21 protein-coding genes are annotated in these 25,804 nt (G+C 43.1%); 11 read left to right on the plus strand and 10 right to left on the minus strand.

Annotated features, from left to right (window positions below; genetic code table 11):
* Positions 1 to 73 precede the first annotated feature (73 nt).
* Positions 74 to 994, minus strand: coding sequence for a type IX secretion system protein PorD (porD, locus tag CWD77_RS10075; protein WP_101073454.1), 921 nt, complete (start codon positions 992 to 994; stop codon positions 74 to 76).
* 39 nt (positions 995 to 1,033) lie between these two features.
* Between porD and CWD77_RS10080 the strand changes: the two genes are divergently transcribed.
* Together CWD77_RS10080 and CWD77_RS10085 are read left to right on the plus strand one after the other, a co-directional pair.
* Positions 1,034 to 1,861 carry a hypothetical protein gene (locus CWD77_RS10080; RefSeq protein ID WP_133120214.1) on the plus strand — a complete coding sequence of 276 codons (828 nt, stop codon included), beginning with the start codon at positions 1,034 to 1,036 and terminating at the stop codon, positions 1,859 to 1,861.
* A 10-nt stretch (positions 1,862 to 1,871) separates the two neighbouring features.
* Positions 1,872 to 3,980: a ComEA family DNA-binding protein gene (locus CWD77_RS10085; RefSeq protein WP_165779131.1), complete on the plus strand. Its 2,109-nt coding sequence runs from the start codon at positions 1,872 to 1,874 to the stop codon at positions 3,978 to 3,980.
* Positions 3,981 to 4,103: 123 nt separating this feature from the next.
* Here the strand turns inward: CWD77_RS10085 and CWD77_RS10090 are convergent, their stop codons facing one another.
* Positions 4,104 to 5,297: a phosphoglycerate kinase gene (locus tag CWD77_RS10090; protein ID WP_101073457.1), complete on the minus strand. Its 1,194-nt coding sequence runs from the start codon at positions 5,295 to 5,297 to the stop codon at positions 4,104 to 4,106.
* A 172-nt stretch (positions 5,298 to 5,469) separates the two neighbouring features.
* Here CWD77_RS10090 and CWD77_RS10095 point away from each other — a divergent pair, with 172 nt between their 5' ends.
* Positions 5,470 to 6,111: an outer membrane beta-barrel protein gene (locus CWD77_RS10095; protein ID WP_101073458.1), complete on the plus strand. Its 642-nt coding sequence runs from the start codon at positions 5,470 to 5,472 to the stop codon at positions 6,109 to 6,111.
* A 68-nt stretch (positions 6,112 to 6,179) separates the two neighbouring features.
* On the opposite strand, the gene CWD77_RS10100 is transcribed toward CWD77_RS10095, so the two are convergent.
* The gene (locus CWD77_RS10100; RefSeq protein WP_101073459.1) at positions 6,180 to 6,890 is read right to left on the minus strand and encodes an HAD family hydrolase; all 711 of its coding nucleotides are present in this window, start codon (positions 6,888 to 6,890) and stop codon (positions 6,180 to 6,182) included.
* 168 nt (positions 6,891 to 7,058) lie between these two features.
* On the opposite strand from CWD77_RS10100, the gene CWD77_RS10105 reads away from it, so the two are divergent.
* The 3 genes from CWD77_RS10105 to CWD77_RS10115 are packed head-to-tail and all read left to right on the plus strand — an operon-like array spanning position 7,059 to position 8,924.
* Positions 7,059 to 7,646 (plus strand): LemA family protein, encoded by a 588-nt coding sequence (locus CWD77_RS10105; protein WP_101073460.1) that lies wholly within the window; start codon positions 7,059 to 7,061, stop codon positions 7,644 to 7,646.
* 11 nt (positions 7,647 to 7,657) lie between these two features.
* Entirely contained in the window at positions 7,658 to 8,119 is a 462-nt protein-coding gene (locus CWD77_RS10110; protein ID WP_101073461.1) for a TPM domain-containing protein, read from the plus strand.
* Complete coding sequence (locus CWD77_RS10115; protein ID WP_133120215.1) at positions 8,112 to 8,924, plus strand: TPM domain-containing protein; 813 nt, start codon at positions 8,112 to 8,114, stop codon at positions 8,922 to 8,924. The genes CWD77_RS10110 and CWD77_RS10115 overlap by 8 nt, the downstream gene beginning before the upstream one ends.
* Before the next feature lie 134 nt (positions 8,925 to 9,058).
* On the opposite strand, the gene CWD77_RS10120 is transcribed toward CWD77_RS10115, so the two are convergent.
* Positions 9,059 to 10,339: an acetamidase/formamidase family protein gene (locus tag CWD77_RS10120; protein ID WP_101073462.1), complete on the minus strand. Its 1,281-nt coding sequence runs from the start codon at positions 10,337 to 10,339 to the stop codon at positions 9,059 to 9,061.
* 182 nt (positions 10,340 to 10,521) lie between these two features.
* Between CWD77_RS10120 and CWD77_RS10125 the strand changes: the two genes are divergently transcribed.
* Complete coding sequence (locus CWD77_RS10125; protein WP_101073463.1) at positions 10,522 to 11,532, plus strand: acetamidase/formamidase family protein; 1,011 nt, start codon at positions 10,522 to 10,524, stop codon at positions 11,530 to 11,532.
* A 73-nt stretch (positions 11,533 to 11,605) separates the two neighbouring features.
* On the opposite strand, the gene CWD77_RS10130 is transcribed toward CWD77_RS10125, so the two are convergent.
* The 4 genes from CWD77_RS10130 to CWD77_RS10145 all read right to left on the minus strand — a co-directional run bounded on the left by CWD77_RS10130 (position 11,606) and on the right by CWD77_RS10145 (position 16,323).
* Positions 11,606 to 12,823, minus strand: a complete 1,218-nt coding sequence (locus CWD77_RS10130; RefSeq protein WP_240596765.1) for a trans-sulfuration enzyme family protein — start codon at positions 12,821 to 12,823, stop codon at positions 11,606 to 11,608.
* Positions 12,807 to 13,292, minus strand: coding sequence for an Lrp/AsnC family transcriptional regulator (locus tag CWD77_RS10135; protein ID WP_101073464.1), 486 nt, complete (start codon positions 13,290 to 13,292; stop codon positions 12,807 to 12,809). The genes CWD77_RS10130 and CWD77_RS10135 overlap by 17 nt, the downstream gene beginning before the upstream one ends.
* Positions 13,293 to 13,463: 171 nt before the next feature.
* A complete protein-coding gene (locus CWD77_RS10140) occupies positions 13,464 to 14,939 on the minus strand; it encodes an AAA family ATPase (protein ID WP_206017999.1) in 1,476 nt (491 codons plus the stop codon).
* A gap of 112 nt (positions 14,940 to 15,051) precedes the next feature.
* Positions 15,052 to 16,323: an anthranilate synthase component I family protein gene (locus tag CWD77_RS10145; protein WP_101073466.1), complete on the minus strand. Its 1,272-nt coding sequence runs from the start codon at positions 16,321 to 16,323 to the stop codon at positions 15,052 to 15,054.
* Between the two features lie 98 nt (positions 16,324 to 16,421).
* Between CWD77_RS10145 and CWD77_RS10150 the strand changes: the two genes are divergently transcribed.
* Positions 16,422 to 17,516, plus strand: coding sequence for a quinone-dependent dihydroorotate dehydrogenase (locus tag CWD77_RS10150; protein ID WP_101073467.1), 1,095 nt, complete (start codon positions 16,422 to 16,424; stop codon positions 17,514 to 17,516).
* 8 nt (positions 17,517 to 17,524) lie between these two features.
* On the opposite strand, the gene porW is transcribed toward CWD77_RS10150, so the two are convergent.
* Together porW and pyk are read right to left on the minus strand one after the other, a co-directional pair.
* Positions 17,525 to 20,098: a type IX secretion system periplasmic lipoprotein PorW/SprE gene (porW, locus tag CWD77_RS10155; protein ID WP_101073468.1), complete on the minus strand. Its 2,574-nt coding sequence runs from the start codon at positions 20,096 to 20,098 to the stop codon at positions 17,525 to 17,527.
* Positions 20,099 to 20,132: 34 nt separating this feature from the next.
* The gene (pyk, locus tag CWD77_RS10160; RefSeq protein WP_101073469.1) at positions 20,133 to 21,572 is read right to left on the minus strand and encodes a pyruvate kinase; all 1,440 of its coding nucleotides are present in this window, start codon (positions 21,570 to 21,572) and stop codon (positions 20,133 to 20,135) included.
* A 147-nt stretch (positions 21,573 to 21,719) separates the two neighbouring features.
* On the opposite strand from pyk, the gene CWD77_RS10165 reads away from it, so the two are divergent.
* The 3 genes from CWD77_RS10165 to CWD77_RS10175 all read left to right on the plus strand — a co-directional run bounded on the left by CWD77_RS10165 (position 21,720) and on the right by CWD77_RS10175 (position 25,732).
* The gene (locus CWD77_RS10165; protein ID WP_101073470.1) at positions 21,720 to 23,144 is read left to right on the plus strand and encodes a GWxTD domain-containing protein; all 1,425 of its coding nucleotides are present in this window, start codon (positions 21,720 to 21,722) and stop codon (positions 23,142 to 23,144) included.
* Positions 23,145 to 23,275: 131 nt separating this feature from the next.
* Positions 23,276 to 23,656 (plus strand): response regulator, encoded by a 381-nt coding sequence (locus CWD77_RS10170; protein ID WP_101073471.1) that lies wholly within the window; start codon positions 23,276 to 23,278, stop codon positions 23,654 to 23,656.
* Positions 23,657 to 23,707: 51 nt separating this feature from the next.
* Positions 23,708 to 25,732, plus strand: a complete 2,025-nt coding sequence (locus CWD77_RS10175) for a M1 family metallopeptidase (RefSeq protein ID WP_133120216.1) — start codon at positions 23,708 to 23,710, stop codon at positions 25,730 to 25,732.
* Positions 25,733 to 25,804 lie beyond the last annotated feature (72 nt).

The following is a 25,804-nucleotide window of genomic DNA, read 5'->3' on the forward strand; positions in this document are numbered from 1 at the left end:
ATAGGAAGTATAAGTAAACAGAGCCCCTTAATTTTACTCTTTTACAGACTAAAAAGAGAAACACCACATAAAATCACTCCATCAACTTTCTATACTCCGAAGTATTGGCAGGATCTGCATCACTTAGAATATTATAAGCAGCTGTGCGCACTGAAGGCGTTGCATCCATCAAAGCGGCTGTTATTTCTACAGACTTGGTTCCGAAGAAGATATCAAACAGGTAATTATTGCTTGTCACACGTTTGGTCTCCCGGATCTCATCCAAAGCCTCAACAATTTCATTTCTGGCCTCTTCCGGATTTTCAGTAAACTGATCAAGACCGAGCCGGTGATACCTGTAGTACGCCGCTCTTAAATTTCTATATGATGGGTTCGTAATATCATTAATTAAACCAAATCGGTTTCTTTGCGCTCCGATGGACCTGCCCCATCCCTGAGCTCCCGTATTTTGAGCTATTTCAAAAATTTCTTGTGCATTGTTGAAAAATGAGGTTCCGCCAAGCTCTGAAAAACTATCGTAATCATAACCTAATAAGATGTAGGTATAAAAATCGATGAAGGTGGTTAACTCATCAAATTGCAGATCATCAAAAATCAGATTTTTATTTCTGGTGTAGTTGAACCTCCAGTTGCTGTCACTGATCACAAAAAGGTTCGTTTGCCGGTTGGAATTGTAAATAGGTCTGCTGGCCGTTATCACCGCTTCGGCCGTGAAATTCGAATTACTATCAGAGTCTGTAAGGATGATCTGAATATTGCAAAGAATACGTTCATGCTCTTGATAACGGTCGTCCGTCCACCTGTTTTCGTTTAGATATCTCTCCAGTGCCGGACCCAGTTCTGAAATGTAATCATAGGATGATCCACTGATCTGTCGATCATTTATCGAAACGGTGCAATTCAGCTCCTGTGCATTTAAACTTTCCGAGCTGAGAGTTAAAGCCAACAGAAGCAGAAGTTTAACAATAATTATGATTTGAAGTTTATCCTTCATATTCAGATAATATAAGTTGTAAAACGAAATCAATTGAGAATGATAAAGAGGACTTCAATAATATCCCTTTTTATTTCAACAATTTCTGTGGCTTTATGGGTAATCTTTACTTCTCCTTTAAAGGCACAGTCTGTTATAGGGGCCAAAGCCATTTCAATGGGGCAAATCGGTGTGTCCATTCCAAATTCGGAATGGGCCGTATTTAACAATTCAGCCCTGTTACCAACGGATGGTAACCAATTTTCATTTTACGGTTTTCGATATGCAGGGATTGCAGAAATAACAGATATGGCTGCATCCATCAATATGCCGTCAAAGATCGGTGTTTTTGGAATCGGAATACATCGATACGGATTCAATCTTTTCAGTGAAAATCGGTTTCGTATTGCCTACAAGAATAGCGAAGGTAAAATCCACTATGGCACATCTCTCTCATATATTCATGTTTTTCAAGGTGAAAATTACGGTTCAGCCGGAGCCATAGGGCTAAACCTGGGAGTTGCAGCAGAGATAACTCAATCATTCTGGCTTGGAGCCCGGGCAACGAATGTAAATCAGCCGGCTTATGGAGACACCGATGAAGAACTGCCCAGAGAACTTGCAGCAGGATTAAGCTACAACCCCACAGAAAAGGCTCAGATCGTTTCAGAAATTGTCAAGGATATCCACTTCCCCCTCTCCTTCAGAACAGGAATTGAGTATGAATTCTTCACTGCTTTTTATGCCCGGGCAGGTATTACAACCAAGCCTTCTACCTACTCATTCGGGTTCGGATACGGTTCCAATCGATGGGGAATAAATTTTGCGGTTCAGCAGCATAATCCGCTCGGTATGAGTCCTGCCCTTGATCTATCAATCCGAATTTGAATGAATGCGGATGAAAAACACAAACAGAACATATCGAACATTTGACAAACGCATAGTCGGTATATACTGCATTTCAATACTGATTTTTTCAACCGTTTTCTATCCATCTGAACCTGTAAAAGCCCAGCAAAAAGATTCTACACAAACTCGCATCGAACAAGATATTGAGCGAGCTCTTGACGAGTTTGACAGTGATGAATCAGAACAAAACCTTGAAGAGCTTCTTGAATTTCTTCAGAATCTGGCAAATAACCCCTTGAATATAAACCGGGCAGATGTAGATGATTTACTTCAGGTACCGGGCTTGAATTTTCGTCTGGCCCAAAATATTGTCGAGTATCGTGAAACAGAAGCACCATTTCAGTCTATCAATGATCTGTTAAATGTAACGGGAATTGGAGAGGCAACACTGGATCGAATCCTACCCTATATCGCTGTCAGTTCGGGACTGGATCGCGGCAGAGATCTCTATTTAAATTCAAAATACTGGACTGAGAACAGCCGATTTGAAAATTTCACCCGATATCAGCAGACGCTTGAAGAGCAGCACGGTTTTCAGCGTCCTGATACTTCAGGAGGATTTGTAGGCAGCCCTTTTAAGTACTATCAACGGTTCAGATTCACCAGTAATCATCTCTCCCTTAACCTAACCCAGGACAAAGATCCCGGCGAACCCCTAAATCATCCGGCAGATTTTGATTACTCTTCCTGGCACGTTGCACTCATGGATAATGGCCGTCTTAAAAGTTTAGTGATAGGTGATTATAGTGTTTCATTTGGTCAGGGATTACTGCTATGGAGTGGTGGAGCATTTGGTAAGGGCAGTGAGGTGATCCGAACACCCAATAAAAACGATCGTGGAATTCGTCCATTTACTTCAGCCCAGGAGATGACGGGATTCAGGGGCGTAGCTGCAACATACGGCGGTCGGCTGCAGCTATCCGGTTTTTATTCTAATCGCAAGCGCACAGCATCAGAAATTAACGACACGTATGTACGCTTTCCGACTGAAAGCGGATATCACAGAACGCTCAATGAGAGAGAAAGGAGATTCAATCTTGAACAGGAAACAATCGGTGGTCGATTAAGAGTTCAGATTCCATATGGATTTTTCGGTATATCAGGTTATCACAATCGATTCGACAAACCCATACAAACCGGGAACCTTCCCTGGCAAATCAACAATTTTGAAGGGCAAACAATTAGCGGCTATTCTGCTGACTATCGACTACTGGCCGGTCCCGCTCTGCTTTTTGGCGAAGCCGCTTATACTGATAATGGCGGTTATGGTGTGATCAGCGGTGCCGAGCTGGAGCTTGGAAATCGAACCGATGCTGTAGCCGTTTATCGGTATTACGAACCAACCCTGCAATCTATTTTTGGGGCGGGATTTGGTGAACAGTCCGGTGATCCAGGCAATGAAGAAGGTTTTTACTTTGGAGTACGACACGAACTGAGCTCCAAAGTTCAGGTTAGTGCCTACATTGATCAGTTTCGCTTCCCTTCAGCACGCTTTCAGCAGCGGCAACCCACTTCGGGGTACGACTGGCTTTCACTATTCGAATTCAATCCGGTCCCATCATTGAAGTTCTATGCTCTTTTCCGACATAAAGTGAGAGAAGAAGAGTATGCAGATTTTGATGATTTTGGCCGAGAGTTTAGAATCTTGGGAGCAAACAGACGTACCGGAGCCAGATTTCAGGCAGAATATCAGGTTACTCCATCGGTGAGACTTCGAACACGGTTTGATATGTCCCGTTCAAAATCGACCGGAAATGGGTCAAGCCGTGGCTACTTAGTCTTTCAGGATATTCGATTCTATGTATCCCAAAATCTTCGGGTTGACGCTAGAGCAACACTTTTTAATACCGATGATTTTAATTCCAGAGTGTATCAGTTCGAAAACGACCTGCTCTTTGTTTTATCCAATACGATGCTGTTTGATCGTGGTCAGAGGATGTATATGCTGATAAATTACAGTGCATCGTCTTGGCTCGATTTCTGGTTGAAACTATCCACTACAGTCTATCAAAACCGGGATGTCATCAGCAGCGGTAACCTGCAGATTGACGGCAACCGGAAAAGTGATATTGGAATTCAAGCCAGAGTTAGATTTTGAAGGAATCTGCCAAATATTAAAAACCCATTCATGGGTTTATCATACGAGCGCAGGATTTATCCTCGCGATAAAAAAATGGATAACATACGTGGCACGGTTTTAAACGTGCCACGAATAGTTGGTTTATTTATCCGTCAATGCCACAACACCCGGCAGTTCCTTCCCCTCGAGATACTCAAGGCTTGCGCCGCCACCGGTTGAGACGTGAGATACCTGATCCATCAAACCGGCTTTTTTAATTGCGGATGCAGAATCACCGCCGCCAATAATCGTTGTAGCGCCGGTTTTTGTCGCATCAGCAAGTGCCTGAGCTATTGTAAATGTCCCTTCTGCAAAGTTTTCCATTTCAAAAACACCCATAGGTCCATTCCAAACCACGGTTTGTGCCGCTTTGATTTTATTCCCAAATGCCAAGCATGCCTGCGGACCAATATCCAGGCCCATCCAGCCCGGTTCAATTTCGTCTGAATCCACAACTTTATGCTCTGCATCATTTTTGAACTCTTTGGCAATTACCGAATCGAGCGGTAACATAAAATTCACACCTGCTTTTTCGGCCTTTTTCATTAACTCTCCGGCCAGCTCAACTTTATCTTCTTCGACCAATGAGTTTCCAATTTCCCAACCTTTCGCTTTCAGAAAAGTATACGTCATACCGCCGCCTATAATAATGGAATCCACTTTGGTGAGAAGATTTTCAATCACACCGATTTTGTCAGATACTTTCGCGCCACCCAGGATAGCCACAAATGGACGCTGAGGATTATTAACACTTTCTTCTAAGTATTTAATCTCTTTTTCCAGCAAGAACCCGGATACTGAAGGCTGTAAAAATTCAGTAACCCCGGCAACAGATGCATGTGCGCGGTGGCTGCTTCCAAAAGCATCATTTACAAAAAGATCGGCGTGCTTGGCAAGTTGTTTAGCAAATTCAGGGTCGTTTTTCTTCTCTTCTGCATGAAACCGAACATTTTCGAGCAGCACAATTTCTCCTTCACCTGCTGCTTCAATTACGGCATCCGCTTCCTCACCGATACAATCAACGGCAAAATGAACAGGCACGTCAACCAATCCTTTTAAATGATCTGCTACCGGTTTTAGACTAAATTCTGGATCAGGCTCACCGGCCGGACGCCCCAAATGACTTGTCAGAATTAATTTCGCACCGTGTTCCACCACATAATTGATAGAATCTAAAGCCTGGGTAATTCGATTGTCATCAGAAATTTTTCCTTCTTTAATAGGCACATTAAAATCCACTCTCATCAGAACTGTTTTGCCTTTCAGTTCTACATCCTTTAAAGTTAGTTTAGCCATTGTTATCTATTTGTTTTTTTTTAATCTGATTTACTAAATTCTATTTATTCAAACTTGTTCACTGTTGCCACATTATAGAAATCAGAGAATTTATCTAAATCGTTCGCTTGATGACTGTGGCGTTCCTATTATTAAAATACAGTGAATCGGCGTTTAATCGAAACGATCGGCCATGAAATTTCACTACTTTCTGCTACTTTTCATATTAATTCCGTTGTATGAAGCGGCCGGACAATCCCACTCAGGTTTTAGTCTGAGTTTAACCGGAAGCTACGCTCCGAATCTGACCGTTAACGACCGGAATTTCGCGAACAACAGATCGATCGGGTTGCAAGCCTCCTATTTTGATGAGGACTACACACGAATGGAATACAGTTTCCTCTACAGCCGCGGTTACGATGCTGCCGTCTCTTATGTGATTGGACTCTCAGCCGCGGCGGTATTTCAGATAACCGATGATCTTCGTTTAAAACCGGGTGTGGGTATTCAGGAGTTTAAAATGGCGGATCGATCCTGCCGAACCACCTGGCGATCCATCCTCGACACAATCTTTGATGTAGACAATAAGTGCTCCGATGATACCCACGCATCGTTCATCGGGTTCATTTCCCTGGAATATCAACTGGCAGATCCCTTTTCACTCTTTTTACAAACAACCTATAGAGCCGTTCTGAGCAGTGTCAGGCAGGAATCAAGCGTTGAGACAGTAGGCCCGAACGGAGAAACGTCTGAAAGGACATACTACACGACCGATCGATCCTTATATAACAGCGGATTAAGCGCCGGTCTCGGGTTTCGAATCTACTTCAACTAAATCGGGGTTTATAAATCAAGGTAGTTCAGCAGGCATTCGATTCTACTTTTTTTGAAAGATGTACTACATCACATATCCAAATAGTCAAGCAATTCTGCAAAATTGTCGAATTCAAAATCTGCTGATACATCTGTATTGCCATTTCGGGAGGCCTCTTTGTCGATTAATGCCGTAAACCAAGCTGTTTTCCAACCGGCATTATTTCCACCCACAATATCGGATGAAAAGGAATCTCCCACATAGAGAATCTCTTCTCGCGCAACCCCGGCTTTCTCCGTTGCCACATCAAACACAATTGGATGTGGTTTTAACTTACCGATCTCTTCAGTAATCAATAGAGGACTGCAGTAATCCTTCAGATTTAATTTCTCAAATTTTAGCTCCTGCGTCTCTTTAAATCCGTTCGTAATGATTCCGGATTTCACCTTCGAACTTACCTGTTCTAATACAGTTTGAGCGCCTTCAACCCAGGACCAAAACTCCCGATAGTTATTCATGTAGAAATGCCCAATCTCCTCACTTCTACCGGTATCCAGTTCAAGCTGTTCCATGGTATCCCTGAAACGAGCCTGCTGCAGCTCATAACGGTTAATTTCATCTCTTTGATAACTTTCCCAAAGATTGTGGTTAACGATTTGATATCTCGCCAGCCAATCATCGATGGATACTTGCTGAAGTTCGGGGTATTTATCGTAAGTGGTTTGCTGTGCTTTTCCCTCCGCAGATATGTGATCTAAAAGTGTATTGTCGAGGTCAAAATAGACAAAAGATGGTTTCATGAGTGAGGTAAAAGAAAATTTATTCTGTTAAGCAGTTTTTTAATTAGGCTGTAAGGTACGGCCTTTTATAACAAATTGATGATACAGTCAATTAACATGAATCAAACCCAAATCAGTTTCGTATATTCGCATCTAATCTTGTAACCAGAAATTAAATACCTAAAATCAATGAATATTAAGACTTGGATTGGAACTGGGGTTATCGCTTTTATCGTGATTTACGCGGTTGGCTTGAATAACTCACTGATTGAAAAAGAAGAGGGAGTGAATCAGGCTTGGGCACAGGTTGAAAACCAATATCAGCGCAGGGCAGATTTGATACCAAACCTTGTCAGCACTGTCCGGGGAGCGGCTAATTTTGAGCAGGAAACCATCACACAGGTAATCGAAGCCAGAAGCCGTGCCACATCTATCAACGTGAGCGCCGGGGATCTGAATGACCCTGCAGCACTTCAGCAGTTTGATCAGGCACAGCAGCAGTTAAGCGGTGCACTTTCCAGGCTGCTTGTTACTGTTGAACGCTACCCGGAGCTAACGGCAACGCAAAATTTCCGTGATCTTCAAACTCAACTCGAAGGTACAGAAAATCGTATTTCTACTGAACGAATGAGATTCAACAGAGCTGCTCAGGAATACAACACCTCCATTCGCCGTTTTCCTGCTAATCTGGTTGCAGGAATATTCGGCCACCAGCAAAAAGCCTATTTCGAAGCTATTGAAGGTGCGGAACAAGCCCCTGAAGTCTCATTTGATTAATCATTACTACTATGCCTGCAAGAAAATTTCTATCCGAAGAAGATGAGAAACGGATTGTACAAGCAATTGAAAAAGCTGAAAAGAATACAAGCGGCGAAATAAGAGTACACATTGAATTCAAGTGTAAAAAAGATCCGCTTGAACGTGCAAAGGTACTATTTCATGAGCTGGGTATGGATCAAACAGAAGCCCGAAACGGAGTAATACTATACATTGCTACCGATGATAAAAAAGTAGCCGTTTTTGGGGATGAAGGAATCAGCAAGCTGGTTGACGACCATTTCTGGCAAGATGAGATTGACAGTCTGATTTCTGAATTCAAAAAAGAAAACTTTGAGCAGGGAATTGAGCAGGTTGTCGGGGATATCGGGGAAAAGCTCAAAATACATTTCCCAAGTGCAGGAGATGATCCCGATGAACTGGGTAACGAGATAAGTTTTAAGGATAACAGAGTTGATAAAGACGATGATTAATCGACACCCCGCTGCAATATTCACCATTCTATTTTTGATTCTATTTTTGATTCTATTTTTCATAATCGGTAATAGTGAAGTAACCGCTCAAAACTTTCCGCAGACACCCACCGGGCACGTCAACGACTATGCCGATGTTTTGAATTCGAATCAGGAACAGCAGCTCGAACGTAAATTGCGCGCCTATCGCGACAGTACATCCAATGTGATTGCCATTGCTATTTTGGATAATCTACAGGGAGTTACCCGTGAAGAAGCTGCCAATAGAATTTTCAACAGCTGGCGGATGTGGGAAGGTGAACGCCAAAACGGTGTGTTAATTCTGGTTGCCGTGGACGATCGACAGATGCAGATTGAGGTAGGTTACGGACTCGAGGGAGCCGTAACAGATCTCATGGCCGGACGAATCGTTGATCAAATTCTCAGGCCTAATTTCCGAAGAAACGACTTTTATAGCGGACTCGATGATGCAAGCACAACCATTATGCAGCTTGCCGCCGGTGAGTATGATGCCGTTGAAATGATGCAGAATGACGACTCTCCCGGCCTTGACATCATTGCCTTAATTATTATTCTGCTCGTGATTTACACCATTGTCCGCGCTGTTGGCGGCCCACCGAAAAAAGGTATGCGCCGAAGAAAACGCCATACAATCGGCTCAGGCGGAGTTGTTGTTTGGGGAGGTGGATTCGGCGGAGGTGGTCGTTCTTCCGGTGGATTTGGCGGTGGAGGCGGAGGTTTTGGCGGTTTCGGGGGTGGAGGCGGTTTTGGTTCCGGAGGCGGTGGCGCCGGCGGAGGTTGGTAGAAAGAAGGTAGCTTACTTATTTTCAAGCAGCCTGAATAAAATACAAAACCCTTTGCAAAAAAATACAACCCCCGTTGTGACTATCGATAACGAGGGTTGTAATATTTACACCGAGAGACTAATTGAAGTACTATCTAATTTTGGTAGTGTCTCTCAACCATATCCAAAATTCCGGCCTTATCAAGTAATTTTTTAGGCACCAGAAACGTAACCGTCACCACACCAGGATGCCGGCCTACCTCTATATTGCCGTTTACGGTTATCCTGTTCATTAATTCAGGTACTGAAATCCCAAGCAATTCGGATGCACGTTTCATGCCGTTATCGGTAGCATCATTCAGGTTTGCACCGGTTCCTACAAACTGAAGCGGCAGCGCCTCTTCCAGATCTTTCACTCCCCATTGTTCAGCAAGTCGTTTTGCGTTCAGTTTCTCCTTTTCGCTGAATGGCTTGGCCAAATGTGGCAGATCTTCTTCAACAGGCAGGATGATCGGTCCATCTATTTTTACATTTTTAAGTACATCAACCTTCAACTGAACAACTCCGGATACATCTGTTGTGTGGCCGGCTATTTCGCTATCGCCCTGCATAGCGTGCATGTCACCCAGATAAACACCACCTCCCGGAACTTTCACCGGACAAATTACAATAGCACCTTCGCGGGCACGGCTGATATCCATGTGGCCATCGGTTCGATCTTCCAGCTCTTCGGCAGTCAGTGCATAATCGTGCGGTGCACCGATCAGGAACTGGCCGAAATCTCCTGCATTGTGTGAATCGGGAAATGGCCTAGCGGGAGTTGTACCCAGCTGGCCCAAAAACGGACGCATTCTGGCAACCATGCCAACGATATCACTTGGAGCCAGTGACACAATCGGGTTTTGAATGGAGTTTTCGGGAGTTTCCATGTAGTGATGACCATTTTTCGCCACTTTTTCTGAACCGGTCTTATCCAAAGTAATCCCTACTGTTTTCTCGTCATTAAAAACCATGGTGTACCCATTGGTAAAAACGAAAGGAGTAATGACCGCACCACAATTTTTACAGTGAATTGCGTCTTTCCCAATCCCCTTAATCTCTGTATCTGGATTCATTTCTCCACATTCCGGACATTTAGCAGCAACAAACGGATCTCCCAAAAAATGCCCCTCAACGGTTTTATCATTTCCCGATGCAGTTGCAATGGATGTTACTTGAATCGACTGTATATGAATAGCAATCGCGTCACCCACTTCAGCTCCTTCAACATAAACCGGTTTGGTTACTTCGTGTCCGCCTTTTAGTTTTGGAGTGATCATTGGTCCCCAGCAACCGGGAGCCGTATTTGCAAGAATCAACCCTCCATCCTTCACTTTGTATCGCATCTCCTCATTGGGATTCAAAATTCCATCGGTAAACTCATTGACATAAATCATGTTTGCTCCTTACTCATTTTTAATGACCGTTTCTATCTTTATACAGCTACTTTATACATTAATAACCTTGATGAATATACGCTTCGTTCATGGCACGCATCGGTTTTACCGGGTTTTTACAATCTCTTCTTCTTTTTTCGCATATTCTCTCATCAGACCAACCTTAATATAATTTATCAGCCATGACACGACTTTTACTTTCCCTACTCATTGCGGGACTCCTTGCCGGTTGCAGAACTGAACAGAGTCAAACAGAAAAGTCAGAAACAAGAGACTACCCCGAACCTCAATATTCACTGACGAATGATCAAACCCATAGTCGCTGGAGCCGGTTGATTGAACCTGTTTTAACCGTTCCTTCAGGTTCTGTTATTGAAGTGTACACCGAAGAGGCCTCCGACGGTCAGCTTACACCCGAATCCACTGTAGAGGATCTTGATAATCTCGATTTTGATCCAATCCACCCGCTCACAGGTCCCGTGTATGTTGAAGAGGCCGAACCCGGCGATGTACTCAAAGTTACTCTTCACAACATTGAACTGGGCGATTGGGGCTGGACCGCCGTCATTCCCGGATTTGGTTTCCTGGCAGATGAGTTTGATCAGCCCTGGCTTAAAACATTCACGTTTGAAGATGGCGGCAGCAGCGCTCGATTTTCAGATGAGATCAGCATTCCGCTCAAGCCATTTCCGGGCGTGATGGGAGTTGCACCTGATACAGACGAAATGCTCTCCACCATTCCTCCGCGCTACAACGGCGGGAATATGGATGACCCACACATGGTAGAAGGGACTACAATCTATTTCCCGGTATTTGTTGAAGGAGCTCTTTTCTCCATTGGGGATACGCATGCGGCTCAGGGAATGGGCGAAGTTTGCGGAACAGCTATTGAAGCCCCCATGAGAATAGTCTATGAAGTTGAAGTTCTGAAAGGTGGACGATCCATTCCGGAACCGGAATATGAATCGGACGACTACTATGCCGTAACCGCTTTTGGTGAAACAATAGACGAAGCCGCAGAAAAAGCCACCCGATATATGATCGACTACCTGGTGGCTGAACACGGTATGGATCGGTACGATGCATACGCGCTGGCATCACTTGCCGGAGATCTAAAAATCGCAGAAGTGGTGGATGTGCCACACATGCTGGTAACCATGCATATGCCAAAAGAAGTGATCGGGATGGAATAACAAGTTAATTAAATTAAAAACCCTCCAAGAGTTCCAAACTCTTGGAGGGTTTTAAAATTTGGATTAATAACTCTCACCCCAAAGCCTGCTCCAAATCCGCAATAATATCGTCGGCTGACTCGATCCCGACACTCAGGCGTACCAAACCATCGGTAATTCCTGCTTCCTCACGAATCTTCGGATCAACAACAGAGTGTGTCATCGAAGCCGGGTGTTGAATAAGTGAATCCACCGTTCCAAGGCTCACAGCCAGAGAGCATAACTTCACACCGTTCATCAGCTCAACGCCGGCATCCAGACCGCCTTTCAATTCAAAGGCGATCATTCCGCCATAGCCGTTGATCATCAGCTTATCAATAATCTCCTTGTCGGGATGATTCTCCAGACCGGCATGCCATATTTGATTCACTTTTGGATGATTATTCAAAAACTCGGCAACTTTCAACCCGTTTCTGTTGTGCTGCTTCATTCGCAGTGGAAAAGTTTTCAAACCCATCAGCGTCAGCCAGGCATCAAACGGTCCGGATATACCCCCGAAATTCTTCCGGTAGATATGCATATCCGTTTCAGCAAAAAACCCCTCTTTGGCAACCAGTGCCCCGCCTACAACGGTTCCATGACCATTAAGATATTTCGTTGTTGAATGTGCCACCAAATCCACACCCCAGTTCAGAGGTCGAATATGGTACGGTGTCGCAAAGGTGTTATCCACCATGACCATTGCACCGTTCTGATGGGCAATCTGAGTAATAATCTCCAGGTCACAAACTCTCATAGTTGGGTTGGCGATGCTTTCCAGGTAGACCAGCGCGATATCATCGTGTTCCTGAAATGCATCCATCAATTGATCCAGATTATTCGGATCAAGGTTGGTTACCGCCATATTATACCGTCCGGCCTCTTCCTGTAAAAACTGAGACGTGCATCCGTATAGCGCTTCCTGAGCCAGAATTCGTTTCCCTCCGGCAATCGCCATCAGTCCGGTTGTAATGGCTGCCATTCCGGAGCCGAACATCATTCCTTCCGTTTTCTCATCCAGATCGATTCCTTCCAGCTGCGCTATAACTTTTTCTGCTTTCTCCACAGTAGGATTTCCCAATCTCGAATAGCTGTGGGTTGCTCCACCCTCTTCGTGTGCAAAAAATCGCTTGCCGGCTTCAACGTTTTTAAAAGTGAAGGTTGAAGTTTGATAAAGAGGCATTGCGTGCGAACCGTACGGATCTTTATCGGGATGATCCGCTTGTGCACAAATTGTTTCCATCGTCGCTTTCTGTTTATACAGAGTCTCCATTTTCCATCACCGTTATTTTAGATTGTTCTTTAATCACCGACAGAACAATGCCGGTATAAATTCTCTCTACTCCGGGAATTTGAGTCAGTTTTGTCCGGAGGAATCGCTCATACTCATTTGTGTCTTTCACCACTACATGCAGCAGATAATCATATTCTCCTGTGGTATTGTAACAAGCCAGAATTTCGGGTACACCATGAATGTGCTTCGAAAACTCCTCCATCTTTCCAAGCTGATGAACAGAAAGTTTGATATTACAAAACACAGTCAGGCCCCTATCAATTGAGCTCTTATCAATCCAGGCCGTATATCCTTTAATTACGCCCTCTCTCTCAAGACGTTTTACACGCTCCAAGGTTGGAGTGGTAGTCAGGCCGACCCGTTTTGCCAGTTCATTATTGGGCATCCGGCCGTTCTCTTGCAGCAGATCTATGATCTGCCTGTCAATATCATCCAACTTTACAGACATAATTAGAATTATATTCTTTGATATAAGTCAATTTAAAGAATATAATTCTAAGTTAAAAAGGACGGAAAGGTATTAAATCTTCAGATTAGATTCTCCGGAAGGATAAAACTACAGTATATCACTCCCCAAATTCAGCTTTCAAGGGTTATTATAAGCTGTTTGATTTTTTAATCAGAGGTCAAAATCATCTTCATCAAAATCTCCCATGCCGCCAAGCATGCTTCCCAGCATATCGGAGTAGGAACGGTGGTCATCCACATCTTCCTTTCCAAGTTTTGAGAATTGATGAAGTGCTTCGATGATCAAATCCATCACCGCATAGAGATCTTCTTCAGGCAACGAATTCTTTTCTGTTACCAATTTTTTAAGTCCGTCAACAGATTTAAGTACCTCTTGATAAGACTTTTCACTCATCAGATCAGGGATGCTTAGTTCATTGCCATCAGCAAACCAATCCAGGATCTCTTTGTAAGGGTTAATCTGCTTCTCGCTCTGTTTACCCGATGGATCTTCAAAAACATCCAGAAATGCTCTTCGGATTGCTTTTCCTAACAGATGCTTTGCCACATTGACGGCTCCCTCCTGCTCTCCCTCATAAACAAGCTCAAGCTTCCCGGTCAATGCCGGAATCATGTAGTAGAGATCAGTCACACGAAGTTTGGCTTTCGATTCTCCATTGCTTATCGCTCTTCGCTCCGCAGCAGAAACCACTTGTTCCATGGCTGTAATGGTCATCCGGGTAGAAACGCCACTTTTCTGATCAATATATTCACTGTCGCGCGCTTCGAATGCCACATATTCAAGAACATTTCGGTACAATTCGGGAATTTCCACCTCAACCTCACCGTTGCGCCGGCTCCACGATTCCTGTCGCGTGATCTCTGAAGCAATCTTCAGCTCTTTCGGATAGTGCGTGATAATTTGTGAATCAATTCGGTCTTTCAACGGTGTAATGATATTTCCGCGGTTTGTATAATCTTCCGGATTGGCAGAAAACGCGAGCGACACATCCAGGGGAATCCTGACATTAAATCCCCGGATCTGAATATCCCGTTCCTGCATGATATTGAGCAGTGCCACCTGGATTCGGGGCTGCAGATCCGGCAGCTCATTAATTACAAAAATTCCGCGGTTGGTTCTCGGTATCAGTCCAAAATTGATCACCTCTTCATCGGCTAGGGTCAGTTTTTTGGAAGCCGCTTTAATCGGGTCCAGATCACCAATCAGGTCGGCAACGGTTGTATCGGGTGTGGCCAGTTTTTCACCATATCGCTGTTCCCGTGCAAGCCAGGAAATCGGAGTATCATCTCCATGCTTTGCCACCATCTCTTTCCCGTATTTCGAGATTGGATTCAGCGGGTCATCATTCACTTCTGAACCTTCAATCACCGGAACCTTTTCATCCAGAAAATTTACCAAAAGGCGAAGAATCCTGGTTTTTGCCTGCCCTCTCAGTCCAAGTAAAATAATATCATGGCGAGCCAAAATCGCATTTTGCAGCTGAGGAAGAACCGTTTTGTCATATCCCAAAATCCCCGGGAAGAGCTCTTCTCCACTCTTCATTTTGAGAATCATATTCTTTCTCAATTCATCTTTTACAGAAACAGGTTTATAACCGCTCTTCTTAAGTTCGCCGAGTGTCTTCATGCCTAATAATTTTATTTGATGAATTGTTTATCAGAAAAAGAATAATTCCGTTTCTTAACTCTACAGTGTTCTATAACTCAATTGAGCATTAAACAATTTCAACATCAGCTAATTATTTTTTTGCAATCTGCGACATTGTACGGGCTTTAATATGGGTCTCTTCCCACTCAGCTTCCGGATCAGAATCTCCTGTTATTGCCCCTCCAACGGGGTAGATCAGCTTCCCCTTTTTTATCATGGCTGAACGAATGACAACATTGAAATCAAAATCTCCATCAGGAGTGATATAACCGATAGCCCCTGAGTAAATCCCCCTGCGATAGATTTCCAAATCTTCGATGGTTTTCATCACTTCAATTTTTGGAGCGCCGGTCATCGAACCCATCGGAAAGCAAGCCTTGATCACATCCACAGGGTGCACATAATCCAAAGTCCGTGCTTCAACTGAGGATATGAGCTGATGAACCGTTCCAAACGTCTGAATATCAAAGAGCTTTAAAACCCGGACAGAACCCGTTTCAGCAATCATGGAGAGGTCGTGCCGAACCAGGTCCACAATCATCAGATTTTCTGCTTTATTCTTTTCGTTTAACAACTCCTCTTTGTATTGCTGATCCGTGGCCGGGTCATCAGAACGTGGTGCTGTCCCTTTAATAGGCTCACTGATGATTTTGCTTCCCGATTTTTTTAAAAAGCGCTCCGGTGAAGCGCAGCAAACCTGAAAATCCCCTGCCTGAATATAAGCCCCGAATGGCACCGGATTGATCTCCCGGCTTTTTTGATATAACCAAAATGGATTACCTGTAATTGAGGCCTCCATAGGATAGGAATAGTTCAATTCATAAAAATCGCCTTCCCGAATCTTTTGCTGAATTTTCCTCACTTTCCGGATGTATGTACTCTTTCTCTCAAGAAGTTTAATCTCACTTATTGAACCGGTTGGTCTTGCAGGCTCATGGTCCTGCAAACGTTTCAGGTCGGCTTCTCCCCGGACCAAGCTTGCCTCACCGCCCTTCACCTGAATCAAAATTTCCGGCTCCATAAAATAGAAATCCGGGACTTCGAGCAAGCTTATGTTTTTTGATTCAAGCGATTCAATATAATTTTTCAATTCGTATCCAAAATACCCAAAAACAGTTCCTTCACTTTCATCATGATAGGTACGGATCGCTTGCCATGGATTATCATCGATTGCCTGCTCTGTATCTCCGCTTCTTTTCGTAATCACGCTTCCATAACCAAAAATCTCGCTTTTCGGCCTTATGGCTATATAACTTACTTCAGATGACGGATGATCCGGCATCTGAGACTCCAGCAAAATATACTTCTCGTCCCGGTAGTAGTCCGCAATTTTGTCGATAATATCCGAAGTCCTTTTTTCCATTCAACAAGTATAAAAAGTTTTTCTGGCATTTTAATACCTGTTTCAATCCTCTTAATCTCTGTTTACCTTAGGCATCCCAATATTCATTAATTTGATGTATGTATAAATTTTTAGTCAGGCCTTTACTATTTAAGCTTCCTGCAGATTATGCCCACGAACTTGCAGTGAAGACAGCCACTAATTATAGCAAAAGGGGGATGTTTCTTCGTGCTGCAAAAACCCTCTATTCATATTCCAATCCATCATTAAACCAAAATATCTGGGGTTTAAATTTTAAGAATCCGGTAGGTTTGGCAGCAGGATTTGACAAAAACTGCACCATGGCTCCCATCATGGAAAAGCTGGGGTTCGGTTTTCTGGAAATAGGCAGTGTTACCGCCTTACCCTCAACGGGAAATCCAAAACCAAGAAGTTTTCGTCTACCAGAAGATTCCTCACTAATCAACCGATTGGGATTAAACAACGATGGTGCTCAAACGATTTCAAAACGGTTAAAAAATCTTGATTTAAACATCCCTGTCGGAGTCAATATCGCCAAGACACACAATCCGGATATTTATGGGGAAAAAGCACTTGAGGACTACTATACCAGCTTTGAGCTTGTAAAGGAGATCGCTGATTACATCACCCTGAATATATCCTGCCCGAATACTGCTGAGGGAAAAACATTTGAAGATCCTGAAGTGCTCGAATCCTTGCTACAAACACTGGAGCTCAATAAAGATTCCAGCCTTCCTCCGGTATTGATTAAGTTTTCAGTCGATTTAGACGATGCTCAACTCTCTGAACTGATATCGGTAAGTGAAAATCACGCTATTAGCGGCTATGTGGCAACGAATACCTCGTCTTTGAGGGAGAACCTGAGAACTTCGTCTGATGAAATCAATTCCATCGGAAGAGGCGGTTTAAGCGGAAAAGCAATTCGTAAAAAAAGTACTGAAATCATCAGAAAGATTTACCGCCAAACCAAAGGAGAGAAAACTATTATTGGAGTTGGCGGAATCAGTTCAGGCAAAGATGCTATTGAAAAAATAAAAGCCGGGGCTGATCTGATCCAAATTTACACATCTTTAGTCTATGAAGGTCCATCTGTTGTAAAACAGATAAACCGAGAAATTGCTGATTATCTGTTAACACATGATCTGGAACATATCTATCAGATCAGAACAAAGTCTCCGGATTTACAGAGTTAATTTGATTTTTAACGAATCGGGAAATTAACTTTACAGCGAATGGAGTGATCACCGCCAACCGGATCGAATACAAGATTCTGAATTGCACGGTTTAAATCACCCTCGGCTTCAGGTGATACACCTTCTGTCAGTAAATTGAACTCTTCGATGGATCCATCAGGATTGATGGCAAACCGATAGGAGATCGTATCCGGCAGACTATCTCTCACTTCTTTATTCCAGCTCATCTCATCTATTATCCGTGCCTCACCGCCTGCAAGATTTAGCTGTACTCCAACATCTCTGCATACGGGCAATTCACCTGCAGGATCTGAAGGATAGCGATCTTCAGGAAATCGTTCGATTACAACACCTTCTTCACCCTGTTCGTAAGCTGCAGCCTCTTCAGTTTTCCGAATTTCTTCCAACAGCAAACCCGCCATTTTTGCCCGTTCGCTTTGAGGAGCTAATTCTTCAATTTGAAGAAGTAATTCCCCGGCTTCTTCCCAATATTCACTTTCGTAATCAAATTCCACGTTACCATTTTCAGACTCTTCCCGGGCAGCCTTCAAATAGTTTTCAGCAGCTTCAAACAGAATGATAACTTTTTTCTCCTCATCCGGTGTTTCATCTGCGAGCTCTTTAAGCTGTTTGGCTTTCTCGGCATATGAAGTGTCTGCAATATTTCGACTTAGTGAAGAGTATAAAACTTCAGTCGTATTTAACGAATCCCGATTTTCATCCAATTGACCAATTCCCAATCTGTCGGCCAGTCTTTTTGAGAAAGTACTCTCGGGATACTTTTGAAACAGTAAATCTGAGTACTCCTGAACCCGGTCCCGGTTTCCCTCTTCTATTTCCAATTCAATCATAGAATAGATCGCTCTGGGGGTTAAATCAGGGTTGTGTTCAGATTCAATTACATCTGAAAAATAGACGCGAGCACTGTCCGGCATATTTAGTGACAGAAAAAATAAATTCCCAAGACGATAAGTTAAACCTTCCCGGTTTTGCTGCACAATCAGTTCCTCTTGGGGCGAAAAAGGAATTTCAGAAATATCTACACCTATTTCTGATGATAATCCCGCCGCACCGTTATTATTTGCCGCCACAGCCTCTTGGGCTTGGTTTGTCTGTTCATCAACTTCATCAGCTATAGAAACAATCATGGCACTTTCGCGACGCCAGTTATCCGTTAAAGGCCGATCCCCCCAAATTGACCTAAAGCGCATGCTGGCCTGAGCCTGCCGCGTGGGATCATTGCTATTCAAAAATCCAAATTCTACGGATTCTGTTACGTCTGCCAGCTGTTCACTTTCATTAGCCGACACAACCATGTTTGCCTGTTGATCTGCTTCGGTTTGAGCGAGTTGCTGTTCCTCAACCCGTTTCAAAACAGAATCCAACTCAGCCGGATCAAGTGATGCCAGATGCAGAAGACTGTCAATTCTACTGATTTCCTGTTTTAATGAGGCATATTCGCCAAAAGCCCTTGCAATATTTTCGGCATCAACATCTTCATACATCTCGGTGAGGTCTACCGATTGAGAGTTGGCCGAATCAAAATAAGCAGCCGCCATCTGAAAGTCGTTGTATTGATCGCGATAAATCTCTGCCAAACCATAGTAAGATTTAGCTTTTATACGATTCGAGGGTGGATCGAATCGATCATGTAGAACTCGCTTATATCGATTTACAGATGCCTGCGCCTCTCCAATTTCCTGATATGTTCTGGCGAGTTCATACCGTAACTCAACATGATAGTCGATAAATTTATCGTCCCTCTCCAAACTTCTGAATTGTTGAAGGGCAGAATCAAAATCTCCGGTTTTACGATACATTTCAGCCAATTTTCGCTTCGAATTAAATTCGATATCGTATTCTGAAATGATCTCTGACGACAGTCGATATGCAGCTAAAGCCTGAAAGTTGTTACCCATTCGCTCCAAAACCTGCCCATGTAAAAAATATGCTCTGGCTTTCAGACGATTCCCATCCAGACTACCAACAGAACTATGAAGTGCTTCTGAAGCTTCACCCCATTCACCGTTCGAGGCGTGTAACTGAGCCTTAACCGATCTTAGCTCGGCCAATATCGCCGGATTCCATTCATCAATAAAGTCCAGTTCCTGATTTATAAAACGAACTCCTTCACCATAGAGCTCGAGCTCCAGATAGGTTCGGGCTTGCCATAAAATCGCCTTTTGAAGTTCTTCGCCATCAGACAATTGACTTAATTCCTGAAACTTTTCAAGTGCTGAAAAGTACTCCTGCCTATAAAAGTACGATTGCCCAATTAACGAGACTGCACGGTTTACGTAACTCGATTGAGAATGATCACGAAGAATAGAAGCACCTTTTTCGATTGCGCGCTCAAACTCCGGGTGACCGGCATCGGTTGGAGAGGGATGGATTCGAATGGGCCGGGAAGGATCAATTTCCGGTTGTTGCCTCTTATTAAGTTCTACTCCTTCACTAAACGATTGTTTAGCATTATAAAATGTATTGTAGTATGCAGTAAAGTTGTTCCAGCTCTGCTTTAACGGTGAAACACAGCCGGTTAGCAGGAAGGCAAACAGAACGATATATAGATGCTTTTTCACAATTTACGTAACGTTGCCATTCCTCTTTGCGTATCTACTCCTTATCGATAGTACTAACCTTAATCATATTAGTACGGCCTTTTTTAGCTACAGGCATGCCGGTAGCGATAATCACCCGATCACCGCTGTTTACAAAACCATTTTCCCTGAGGTAATCCTCCATCAGTTTTACACTGATATCCGTGTCAAAAATCTCATTTAAGCGAACAGATTGCACGCCCCAAACAAGGTTAAGCTGTCGGCGAACAATGAGGCTTTCCGTAAACGCTACAATCGGTACACGGGGCCTGAATTTAGCGATGCGTCTGGCGGTATTCCCGGAATGTGTAATTGTACTGATCGCTTTCGCTTCAATATTATCCGCTATCATTACACATGAATAGGCTAGCGATTCAATAATCTGCTTCTCTTTCCAATCCGGTTTTCTGTATTTAAGGCTGTAATACAAACCTGCCGCATTTCCTTCAACAGACTTGATGATTTTATCCATGGTTTTAACCGCCTCTACAGGGTATTTACCTGCAGCTGTCTCTCCTGAAAGCATAACCGCATCCGTCCCATCCAGAACGGCATTTGCAACATCCGAACTTTCGGCTCGTGTTGCTCGAGGGTTGTTAATCATGGAGTCCAACATCTGAGTGGCTGTAATGACCGGCTTACCGGCAACCCTGCACTTCTCAATAATTTTCTTTTGAACCAGCGGAACCTGCTCACTGGGTATTTCAATTCCCAGATCTCCGCGAGCTACCATAATGCCATCTGTCTCTTCAATGATGTCATCAATTACATTGACCGCTTCAGGCTTTTCAATTTTGGCAATGATAGCAGCATTACTGCCCGCAGCTCTGATTCTTGAAATGACATCCTGAATATCCCGTGCAGATCGCACAAAGGACATCGCGACATAATCCACTCCTACTTTCAAGCCAAATTCAAGATCCTTTTTATCTTTTTCAGTCAACGAAGACATCGAAATATCAACATCCGGAAGGTTAACACCCTTTCGAGATTTAAGCACACCACCGACAACCACTTTGGCTAATATACCATCACTCCCCTTTTTCACAATTCGCAACTCAAGCAGTCCGTCATCTATCAAAATTTGATTCCCTACCTGAGAGTCATCCGCCAGGTTCGGATAATCTATAGGCACCAAATCTGATGTTCCTACCACTTCTTCGGAAGTTAGCCTGACCATGTCGCCGGTTTTGATAACCTGAGCGCCATCCTTCATTTGACCTACCCTTATTTTCGGACCCTGCAGATCCATTAAAACAGGAATAGCGTAACCTACCTTTTCGGCAACTTCTCTAACATAGCCAATGGTCTGTTTGTGTCCTTCGTGAGTTCCATGAGAAAAGTTAATTCGTACAACATTCATCCCAGCCCTGTAGAGTCTTTCGATATCCTCTTTGGTATTACTGCTGGGACCTAACGTGCATACAATCTTCGTTCTGCGCGCACCGCTTAGCATAAATATGTGGTTGTTTAAGAATGATTTTTTATATAGATATTAAAACGTTGCTTAATGTAAGCAATTATAAACCCATTTTGATGTTATTAACGTGAAAGTTAAGAACGATTCAAGAATTCGTCGGGTTAAAAAGAAAAATATAAGTCTATGAATACGCATCTTAAAAAATTACTTACGGGACTACTACTATTTTTGGGGATTATGCTGTCAGGATGTGTTCGTTCATCAAATCCCGATGTGGAGAGAGGTTCATTATTTCAATTTCAAGATGGTTACCCGGAGTTAAGAAGTTCTTCCATAGGTTTTTTAAGTGAACAGGATCAACCCTTAATCAATGTTACCACAGATGTAGTTCTGGGCAGTTTGATCTACAGCACAGAAGATGATAAACGTCTGGCAAATATCACTCTCGAAATCCGGATACTTCAATTAGATGGCGATTTCACAAAAACAGTTCGGCGTGATTTTGAAATTGAATCAGATTTTGAAGGGACATATATCAGTCAGGAAGTCTTTACCAATGAAGAGATCATCGAAGTAGTACCCGGCACATTTGAAGTTAATATTACAGTATTGGATCAATCCTCAGGAAGAGCTTCGAGCCAAGAAAGCGAAGCAACTATACCCAATCCAGAGGATCCTGAAATCAACCTTACAACCATCAGATTGTCCGGTAAAAATCTGGAACTAGTTCAAGAGCAATTTTCTCCAATAACCACGTATACCATCCCTGCCAAGATTGACAGTTTGAAATTTGAGTTTCAGGTTACAAATAATGATTTGGACGATCCTTTAACCATTGATGCCCGTTTGCTCAAATATCCTGCCGACACATCGTATGCCCGGCCTATGAATTTCAACAACTACAGTCCTTCATCGCTTCCATATATTGGTGTAGACATGCGGCGTGCTGAGGAAATTGATTCCAACGTTAGAAGGCTGGATCAGCCCGGCAGCGTACTCATAGAATTTAAATATCCACTTCTTGAGCGAGGTACCTATCGTTTTGAAGTTGAAACCACAGATATTGATGGCGAGACACTGTATCGCGGGCGCGACTTTTCGGTTGTAGGTGAAAATTATCCTTCTGTAATGTCTGCCCGTGAGCTTGCAGAGCCGCTAATCTATCTGATGGATCGGCGAGACCATGAACGAATGATGGAAATTCAAGATCCGGATTCTTTAAAAGAAGCCGTTGATCGTTTCTGGCTCTCTAATGTCAGAAATATGAATCAGGCCCGGTCTGTCATTAATCTTTACTACGACCGGGTAGAACAAGCCAATAAACAGTTCACCACGTTCAAAGAGGGCTGGAAAACAGATATGGGAATGATATACGTACTATTTGGCCCACCCTGGTATGTAGACCGATACCTGAACACCATGCAATGGTCCTATTCCTACGATAGAAACGACCCCCAGTATAACTTTACATTTCAGAGACCTAATTTGAAAAACGAGTTTTTCCCATTCGACAACTATTTGCTTCAGAGAAATCAGGGGTACTTTAATGTGCAGTACAGGCAAGTTCAATTATGGCTTACAGGCGGCATATTAACAAATCGCTTATAAAAGATGGAATAAGCTTAATTAGTCTCTTTTCTCTCAATAACTTATTAATAAAATTCTTTACCTTTTTTCTGTATAAAAGAATTTTATATTAGCTTACAATCTTTGGATAATCTCAATAAACGTATCTGCGCATGTCTGATAAGAAAAAGGTTCTAATCGTTGAGGATGATCTCATCTTAAGCCTCCTCTATGAAAATTATATGGACAAACTTGGCTTTGAAACGGAAGGAGAATTGGTTTATGGAAAAACAGCCATTGAAGTAGCAAAGGAAGTGAATCCCGACCTTATACTCATGGATATTTCACTGGAAGGAGAAATGGACGGTATAGAAGCAATGCTCGAAATCCGAAAATTCTCTTCAGTACCGGTTATCTATATTACGGGTAACTCCGATAAAGTCCATCAAGAACGTGCAAAACAGACCGATTACGCTGACTATTTAATCAAACCCATTGAATATAATGAACTGAAGGCCAGCTTGGCTAAAGCGGGAATCCTTTCTGATTCATAAGATTCAAAAGTATACCTTTTACCATCATTGCAACTCTTAAGCAGTATTAACATGATCAAGAAATCTCTTTTTAGTGCACTGTTTTCTGCACTTTTTATCTTCAGCCTTTCCTGTGCAACTTCCGAACAAGTTCAATCCCCATCTGAAGACACTTCAGAATCATCCAAAATAACGGTATCGGAAGCAGAAAGGCCTATCCCGTACCCAATTGAAGTTCCGGATGCTTATCTGCAAGCAGTAGAAAACGGTACTCGAACCAGTAGTGGCCAACCCGGTGAGAATTATTGGCAAAATTACGCTACCTACGATCTCTCGGCTGAAATCGATCCCGAATCGCATACACTTTATGGAGAGTCCAGTGTAGAGTACATCAATAACTCACCTGATGATCTTGAAGTAATTGTTGTAGAATTAGCACAAAACCTTCATAAAGAGGGTACTCCAAAAAAAGAAATGACTGAAATCACCGGTGGAAGTGATTTATCCAGGGTTCATGTAAATGGGCAGGACTTTGAGCCAATTTCCATGTTCCAGAGGTGGACTCAAAACGCATCCGGTTACATTTTAGAAGGAACACGTCTTTACATCTTTCCTGATGGTGTATTGGAATCAGGTCAATCCATGAATTTTGAGTTTGAATGGTCATTTGAAATACCTCAGGAAGGCGCTTCCGGCAGAATGGGGAGAAGCCGGGATAATCTATATTTCATAGCTTACTGGTATCCGCAAATTGCCGTTTATGATGATGTCTATGGCTGGATGGAAGATCCGTTTGTTGGAAATGCGGAGTTCTATCATGGCTTTGCCAACTATGAACTATCAGTAACCATGCCGAAAGAGTGGCTGGTAATGGGAACAGGTGAGTTTTTGAATCCCGAAGAAACCCTATCGCAAAGGACACTTGAGCGATACAATCAAGCCGGTAATAGCGATGAACCCATAATTATTGCAGATTTTGATGAGCTGTCTGATGCCACAATTCAAACAGATGAGGACATGCTCACCTGGGAGTTTTCGTCCAAACAGATCAGAGATGTTGCCTTTAGTGCTACACTGGAATCTCGCTGGGACGCTACCCGAACAGATGTTGGAGATCTTGACGATGATGGACAAACAGATTACTCCAGAATAAATACGTTTTTTAGAGAAGAAGCACCTCTTTGGAAAGAGCAGGCCACTTATGCACAACACTCTATTCAGTTCCTGTCTGATTACACCACGGTTCCATATCCCTGGCCGCATATGACTTCCGTTGAGGGAGCTGATATTATCGGAGGAGGTATGGAGTTTCCTATGATGACTATCATCGGAGATTATAATAATGCAGGTGCTGTTCCGCTCTATGGTGTTACTGCTCATGAATTGGCGCACATGTGGTTCCCTATGATTCTTAGCACGAATGAACGGCGCTATACATGGATTGATGAAGGTTATACTACCTTCCATACAAACGAAGCAAATAAAGATTTTTACGGAGACAGATTCGATAACAATGACATCTTTGGTGGATATCTGCAGATTGCAGGCTCCGATCTTGAAGGTGAAATGATGCGATGGTCTGATTTCCACTATCCCGGACCTGCATATGGCGTAGCATCCTATCCTAAGCCGGCATCCGTTTTAGCTGCTCTTCGGGGAGTTTTGGGTAACGAGCTGTTTTTAGAAGCTCATCACGAGTTAATTGAAAGATGGAAATACAAGCACCCCTACCCTTGGGACATATTCAGAACGTTTGAAGATGTATCCGGAAGAGACTTGTCGTGGTTCTGGCGAGCATGGTACTACGAAACGTGGACTCTTGATCAATCTGTAGCAAACGTTACATCTTCAGGTAATCAACATACCATTACCATTGAAGACAAAGGAGATGTACCCATGCCGGTTTTGCTTGAAATTACGCTTTCGAATGGAGATGTACTTCAAGAACGAATAGACGTGGACCATTGGCTTGATGGCTACAGAACGAAAGAAATTACGATTGAATCAGATTCTGAGATCACAAGAGTTGAAATTGACCCTCAAAATCATTTCCCTGATGTTAATTCATCAAATAATGTCTGGAAAGCTTCACAGTAAAAGATAATGGCTCAGTGAATATTTTCACTCCCATTTCGTTTGAATAAAGAGGTTCTCGATCTTTTTTGATGA

Origin of the sequence: Rhodohalobacter barkolensis, assembly GCF_002834295.1 — a bacterium.
GTDB classification, from domain to species: Bacteria; Bacteroidota; Rhodothermia; order Balneolales; family Balneolaceae; genus Rhodohalobacter; species Rhodohalobacter barkolensis.